A 6,272-nucleotide genomic window follows, 5' to 3' on the forward strand; every position below is an offset into this window, starting at 1 on the left:
CCGCGCCGTGGCGATGTGGACGGTGCCGACAGGCTTCATGGTCGTGCCGCCGCCGGGACCCGCGACGCCGGTGACCGCGACGGAGATATGGGCGTTGGAGGCCTCCAACGCGCCCTCAGCCATCATTCTGGCCACCGGCTCCGAGACCGCGCCCAGATCGGCGATCAGGTCGCCGGGCACGCCGAGAAGCTCCTGCTTGGCGCGGTTGGTATAGGTGACGAAGCCGCGCTCGAAGACGTCGGACGCGCCGGAGATCGAGCAGATCGCGCCGGCCACCAACCCGCCCGTGCAGCTCTCGGCGGTGACGATCCGCAGGGACCGCTCGCGGGCTTCATCGATCAACAGGCGCGCCAGGGTGACGATCTCCAGGGAAAACATGACGCGAACTCCAAATGGCTAGCCAATGCGAAAGCGAGACCACAACATCGCCGCTGCCGCCGACACAAGCCGAATCGAGCCCATGACCCCTGTTGATACGGCCGCCCGGCCTGGAGCGAGCGTCTCGCCCGCGCTCTTCGCGATCACCATCTTCTCCAGCGCCGGCCTGGTGTTCATGGTGCAGCCCATGGTGGCCAAGCTGGTCCTGCCGATGCTGGGCGGCAGCCCGTCTGTCTGGAACACCTCGATCGCCTTTTTCCAGACGGCGTTGCTGTTCGGCTACGGCTATGCCCACCTTCTGCAGCGGGTCGCCTCAATCCGCACCCAGGCGATCGTACATATCGCCGCGCTTCTCCTGGCCGCCCTTGCCCTGCCGCTCCATGTGTCGGGGCTGTTTGGGGAGCCCAGCTCCAACCATCCCTCGCTGTGGCTGCTCGGTGTGCTGGCGGTTTCCGTCGGCGCGCCGTTCGCGGTGTTGTCGGCCACGGCGCCGCTGGTCCAGGCCTGGCATGCGCGCACGATCCACGCCGAGACGGGCGCCGAGCCCTACGTGCTGTACGCCGCGTCCAACCTGGGCAGCCTGCTGGCCCTGCTGGCCTATCCGGTGCTGGTGGAGCCCCTGGCGACCCTGAAGAACCAGACCTTGGGCTGGAGCATCGGCTACGGGACCTTCATCCTCCTGATGGGCGGTCTGGCCATGACCGTCTCCCGCGCCCGCTCGGTCACGGCCGCGAGCTCGGTCGCCGAGGCTGGACCCGCGCCGACCTGGCGTGAGCGGCTGGTCTGGATCGCCTTGGCCGCCATTCCCTCCAGCCTCATGCTGGGGGTGACCACCCACATCACGACCGACGTCGCCTCGGCCCCCTTCCTCTGGGTCGTGCCCCTGGCGCTCTATCTGGGCACCTTCATCATCGCCTTCTCCGAGAAGCCGCTGATCTCGCCGACGACGGCGCTTCTGTTCCAGGCGGCCGCGGTGGCCGCCTGCGCCGGACTGCTGCCGTTCAAGAATTCCAACTTCATGTTGCAGTTGTTCGTGCACCTGGCGGCGTTTTTCCTGACGGCGCTCATCTGCCACCAGGCCCTGGTCGCCCGCCGGCCCAAGCCAGCGCACCTCACCGAGTTCTATCTTTGGATGTCGTTCGGCGGCGTCGTCGGCGGGTCGTTCAACGCCTTCCTGGCCCCGGTGATCTTCAACAATGTCTGGGAGTATCCGCTGGTCCTGGCGCTGGCGTGCCTGGCCCGGCCCGGCTCGGGGCCTGTCGAGCCCTGGCGCTGGATCACCTTCGGGGTCGGCGCCGTGGCGACCTTCGTGGCGCCGATCCTGGCCGGGATCTACGGCGTTGAGAGTGATATGGCGATCTTGGTGCGGGTCGCCTTCGCGATCGCCGTGGTGATGGCCTTCATCTCGCGCCGGCGCATGATCGTGTTCTTTGGCCTGATCGTCATGATCTCCGTCAGCGCACAGGTGGTCGGTGACCAGGTCGATGTGCGCCAGAGCTGGCGCAGCTTCTTCGGGGTGGTGCGCCAGTCCGAGATGCCCGTGCCCGGCATGAAGGGCCAGGTGCGGATGCTGTCGCACGGCACGACCCTGCACGGCGCCCAGGCGCAGCATCCCGACTACGACTGCCGGCCGCTGGTCTACTACGCGCCCGAGACCCCGATCGGCCAGGTGTTCACGCGGGGCTACGCTGGCCCCAAGTCGTTGCGCTTCGGCGCCGTCGGGCTCGGCACCGGGGCGGTGTCGGCCTATACGCGGCCCGGAGATCGGCTGACCTTCTTCGAGATCGATCCGATGGTCATCCGGATCGCCAGCGATCCGAGGCACTTCAGCTACACCACCGCCTGCGCGGGCGGAAAGATCGACTATGTGCTGGGCGACGCGCGCCTGACCTTGGCCAAGCAGCCGAACGACAGCTTCGACATCCTGCTGATCGACGCCTTCTCGTCCGACGCCGTCCCCGCCCACCTGCTGACGGTCGAGGCCGTGCGCGGCTACCTCGCCAAGCTCGCGCCCGACGGCGTGCTGATCATGCACCTGTCGAACCGAAACCTGGAACTGCGCAGCCCCGCAATGGCCGTGGCCGAGGCGGCCGGTGGATTCGCGCTGATCCAGCGTCACGACGCGGCGGAGGGCAGCCCGGCGCTCTGGGAGTCGTCCGAGGACGCGATCCTGATCACCAAGACCCTGAAGGCTCTTGAGCCCTACGAAGCCGATCCGCGCTGGAAGCAAACCGATCCGACCGCGGCGCGCCCCTGGACCGACGACTATATGAACCTGGTCGGGGCGCTTTACGCCCAGCTCAAGGAGACTTGGACCTGGCTCCCTTAGCTAGGCGGGAGTCTCGACGGAGACGACCGCCTGGGCCAGCAGACCCTCTTCGCGGCCGGTAAAGCCCATGCCTTCGGTCGTGGTTGCTTTCACGCTGACCCGGTCGAGCGGCAGGTTCATCAGCTCCGCCAGCCGCTGGCGCATGGCGTCGCGATGGGTCCGGATCTTGGGGCGTTCGCAGACCAGGGTGACGTCGGCGTTGAGGATGCGACCGCCCTTGGCCGCCACCAGGCCGACCGCGTGGCTAAGAAAGCGGTCGGACGAGGCGCCCCTCCATTGCGGATCGGAGGGCGGGAAGTGCTCGCCGATGTCGCCTTCGCCGATGGCGCCCAGGATGGCGTCGGTCAGGGCGTGCAGGCCGGCGTCGGCGTCGGAGTGGCCGATGAGCGTCGCATCGTGGTCGATCCTGACGCCGCAGAGCCAGACAGCGTCTCCCGGACCCCAGCGATGGGCGTCCAGTCCCTGGCCGATCCGCACGATGCGGGTCTGACCGATCAGCCGTTCGGCCATGGCGAAGTCCTCGGGGTAGGTCAGCTTCATCAGCATGGGATCGCCGGGCGTCATCACCACCCGCCCGCCCGCCCGCTCGACCACGGCGGCGTCGTCGGTGGGCTCGGCGTCAGCCGGCCAGGCGGCGTAGGCTCTACGAAGGGTCGCGAGCCGGAACGCCTGGGGCGTCTGGGCGCGCCAGAGGCCGTCGCGGGCGACGGTCTCCGCGATCACACCGTCACCCCGCTTCAAGGTGTCCGCGACGGGCAGGGCGGGGACCGCGCCGTCGGCCCCGGCCAGGGCGGCGAGCAGGGCGTCCACATGGCCTTGGGTTACAAACGGTCGCGCGGCGTCATGGATCAGGACCGATTGATCGTCGGCGCCGGTAAGGGCGGCAAGTCCGGCCTGGACGGAATCCGCCCGCGCGGCGCCACCGACCGTGGCGCGCCACCCAGAGAGGCCGGCCAGCGCCTCGTCGGCGGCGACCATCCTGTCGGCGGTGGTCACCACGATAATCTCGTCGGCGCCGGCCCGCGCCAGGGCCTCGACCGACCAGCGTAGGATCGAGCGTCCGCCTAGAATCCGCCATGGCTTGGGCGCCCCAGGGCCGGCCCGCGTGCTAGATCCCGCCGCCACGATCACAGCCGAAAACGTCATGGCCTGTGTTTAACCGAGGGCGTTCGGCTGTCCAGGCTTTACGGCGCCGCACAATATGCCTAAAAAGGGTGCGATAGGGGTGCGTAAGAAATGAGCAGTAAGCTCGATATCGGGGGTGTGTCCGTCGCCGGCCGCGCGTGGATCGCGCCGATGACCGGCGTTTCGGACCTGCCGTTCCGCCGCGCGGCCAGCAAGCTGGGCGCGGCCTATGTGGCCACCGAGATGGTCGCCTGCGCCGAGTTTTCCAAGGGCCGGCCCGACGTCGTGCGTCGCGCCGCCGTGGGCGAAGGCTTGCCGTTGATGGTCGTGCAACTCGTCGGCCGCGATCCCGCCCACATCGCGCAAGGCGCGCGTCTGGCCGCGGAGGCCGGCGCCCAAATCATCGACCTGAACTTCGGCTGTCCCGCCAAGGAAGTCACCGGCATCCTCTCGGGCTCGGCCCTGATGCGCGACCCGGACCTGGCTGAACGCCTCATGGCGGCGGCGGTTGACGCGGTTCCGGACATTCCGGTGACGGTCAAGATGCGGCTGGGCTGGGACCAGGCGAGCAAGAACGCGCCCGACATCGCCGCACGCGCGCAATCGCGCGGCGTCCGAGCCGTCACCATCCACGGCCGGACCCGCTGCCAGTTCTACAAGGACGCAGCCGATTGGAGCGCGGTCGCCGCGGTCAAGGCGGCGGTTTCGATCCCCGTGGTGGTCAACGGCGACATTGTGGATGGCGCAAGCGCCCGTGCGGCGCTGGACGCCTCCGGCGCGGACGCGGTCATGGTCGGGCGCGGCGTCTATGGTCGTCCGTGGATCGCCGCCCAGATCGAGGCCGAACTCGATGGGCGAGACTTCGTCCCACCGCCGCCCGAAGAGCGGCTGGCGATTGCTCTCGATCACTTCAACGACAGTCTCAAGTTCTACGGCGACCGCCTGGGCTTGCGGATCTTCCGCAAACACCTGGCGGCCTATGTCGAAAACGCGCCTTGGCCCAACGAGGCCGAGGCCCGGCGAAGCGCTCGCTCCACGCTTTGTCGTCTGGAGGAGCCGGGAGAGGTCGAACGTGGCCTGATCGCGCTGTGGCGCGATCCCCTGACGAGATTGGCGGCATGAACGGGCAATTTAGATCGGCCCCAGGCAGCGTGAATCTGGAGATGCTGAAGGCCCAGGCCTTCGACCTGTCTCCCGAACCTGCCCTGGTGGTGAATGGCGACGGCGCCCTGGTGGCGGTGAACGAGGCCGCCGAGCGGCTGTTTGGTCAGGGCCTGAGCCTGCTGGCCCGGGGTCGGTTCGGCGCGGCCCTGCCGACGGGCTCGGCCCTGGTGTCGCTGCTGAACCGGGCCATCGAGGAAGGCGCCCCGGTCCGTGAGCGCGGCGTCGAGATCAGCCTGTTCGGCCATCCGTCCTTCGAGGCCGATGGCGCCGCCGCGCCCTTGGCCGACGGTTCAGTCCTGCTGACCCTGCACGTCAAGGGCGGCTCGCTGGGCGGGGAGCGAACCGGCGCGGAGGCCGCGGGCCTGCGCACCATCGTGGGCCTCGGCCGGATGCTGGCTCACGAGATCAAGAACCCCCTGATGGGCATTCGCGGCGCGGCCCAGCTCCTCAAGTCCGGCGCAAAGGCCGAGGACGCGCCGCTGGCCCAACTCATCGTCGATGAGACCGATCGCGTGCGGCGGCTGGTCGATCGGATGGAGGCCTTCTCCGACGACGCCCTGCCGGATTGTCAGCCAATCAACATCCATCAGGTCCTCGACCGCGTGAAAGCCCTGGCCGCCAACGGCGTGGCCGATGGCCTGTCGCTGACCGACGACTACGATCCCTCCCTGCCGCCGGCCTTCGGCGACGAAGACCAACTCATTCAGATCTTCCTGAACCTGGTGAAGAACGCCGCCGAGGCCGCCCATTCGCGCGGCGACGGCCGTGGCGCGATCACCGTTCACACCGCCTATCGCCATGGCGTTCGGGTGCGCGCGGCCAGGGGGCAGGCCCTGCGTGGCGCGCCCCTCGAGATCCGGGTGCAGGACAACGGTCCCGGCGTCCCGGCCCACCTGCGCGAAAGCCTGTTCCAGCCCTTCGTCACCACCAAGACTCACGGGGCGGGCCTTGGTCTTGCCCTGGTGGCCAAGCTGGTCGCCGGCCACGGCGGCCTGATCGATTTCGAGTCAGAGCCCGGCCGCACGACCTTCCGCGTGCTGTTGCCCATCGCTTCCCACGACCCCGTTGCTTCCCAAAAGGACGTCACCGCATGAACGTCGCGGCCAACGCCAACAAGAAGATTCTGATCGCCGACGACGACGCCTCAATTCGACTGGTTCTCAGCCAAGCTTTCACCCGCCTGGGCTATCAGGTTCGGGCGACGGGCAACGCGACGACACTGCTGAAGTGGGTCTCGGACGGCGAAGGAGACCTGGTGGTCACCGACGTGGTCATG

General features: G+C 68.5%; 6 protein-coding genes. 4 read left to right on the forward strand and 2 right to left on the reverse strand.

Features of this window, described 5'->3' with window-relative positions; all coding sequences use genetic code 11:
- On the reverse strand, positions 1 to 378 hold a 378-nt coding region (locus tag RMO04_RS16075; RefSeq protein WP_309645783.1), incomplete at its 3' end, for a CinA family protein.
- 82 nt (positions 379 to 460) lie between these two features.
- Between RMO04_RS16075 and RMO04_RS16080 the strand changes: the two genes are divergently transcribed.
- Entirely contained in the window at positions 461 to 2,707 is a 2,247-nt protein-coding gene (locus RMO04_RS16080; protein WP_309645784.1) for a fused MFS/spermidine synthase, read from the forward strand.
- Here the strand turns inward: RMO04_RS16080 and RMO04_RS16085 are convergent, their stop codons facing one another.
- Positions 2,708 to 3,853, reverse strand: a complete 1,146-nt coding sequence (locus RMO04_RS16085) for a bifunctional 2-C-methyl-D-erythritol 4-phosphate cytidylyltransferase/2-C-methyl-D-erythritol 2,4-cyclodiphosphate synthase (RefSeq protein ID WP_309645785.1) — start codon at positions 3,851 to 3,853, stop codon at positions 2,708 to 2,710.
- A gap of 90 nt (positions 3,854 to 3,943) precedes the next feature.
- On the opposite strand from RMO04_RS16085, the gene dusB reads away from it, so the two are divergent.
- From dusB to RMO04_RS16100, 3 genes are all read left to right on the forward strand, one after another.
- Positions 3,944 to 4,954 (forward strand): tRNA dihydrouridine synthase DusB, encoded by a 1,011-nt coding sequence (gene dusB, locus RMO04_RS16090; protein ID WP_309645786.1) that lies wholly within the window; start codon positions 3,944 to 3,946, stop codon positions 4,952 to 4,954.
- Complete coding sequence (locus RMO04_RS16095) at positions 4,951 to 6,090, forward strand: ATP-binding protein (protein ID WP_309645787.1); 1,140 nt, start codon at positions 4,951 to 4,953, stop codon at positions 6,088 to 6,090. Before dusB ends, RMO04_RS16095 begins: the two co-directional genes overlap by 4 nt.
- The coding region (locus tag RMO04_RS16100) for a response regulator (RefSeq protein ID WP_309645788.1) at positions 6,087 to 6,272 on the forward strand (186 nt) is incomplete at its 3' end. The genes RMO04_RS16095 and RMO04_RS16100, both read left to right, overlap by 4 nt.

It is taken from the genome of Phenylobacterium sp. (assembly GCF_031412415.1).
Lineage (GTDB): Bacteria > Pseudomonadota > Alphaproteobacteria > Caulobacterales > Caulobacteraceae > Phenylobacterium.

Coding starts and splice junctions, on each gene's coding strand:
- RMO04_RS16080 (WP_309645784.1), top strand. CDS start 461: ATGACCCCTGTTGATACGGCCGCCCGGCCTGGAGCGAGCGTCTCGCCC.
- RMO04_RS16085 (WP_309645785.1), bottom strand. CDS start 3,853: ATGACGTTTTCGGCTGTGATCGTGGCGGCGGGATCTAGCACGCGGGCC.
- dusB (WP_309645786.1), top strand. CDS start 3,944: ATGAGCAGTAAGCTCGATATCGGGGGTGTGTCCGTCGCCGGCCGCGCG.
- RMO04_RS16095 (WP_309645787.1), top strand. CDS start 4,951: ATGAACGGGCAATTTAGATCGGCCCCAGGCAGCGTGAATCTGGAGATG.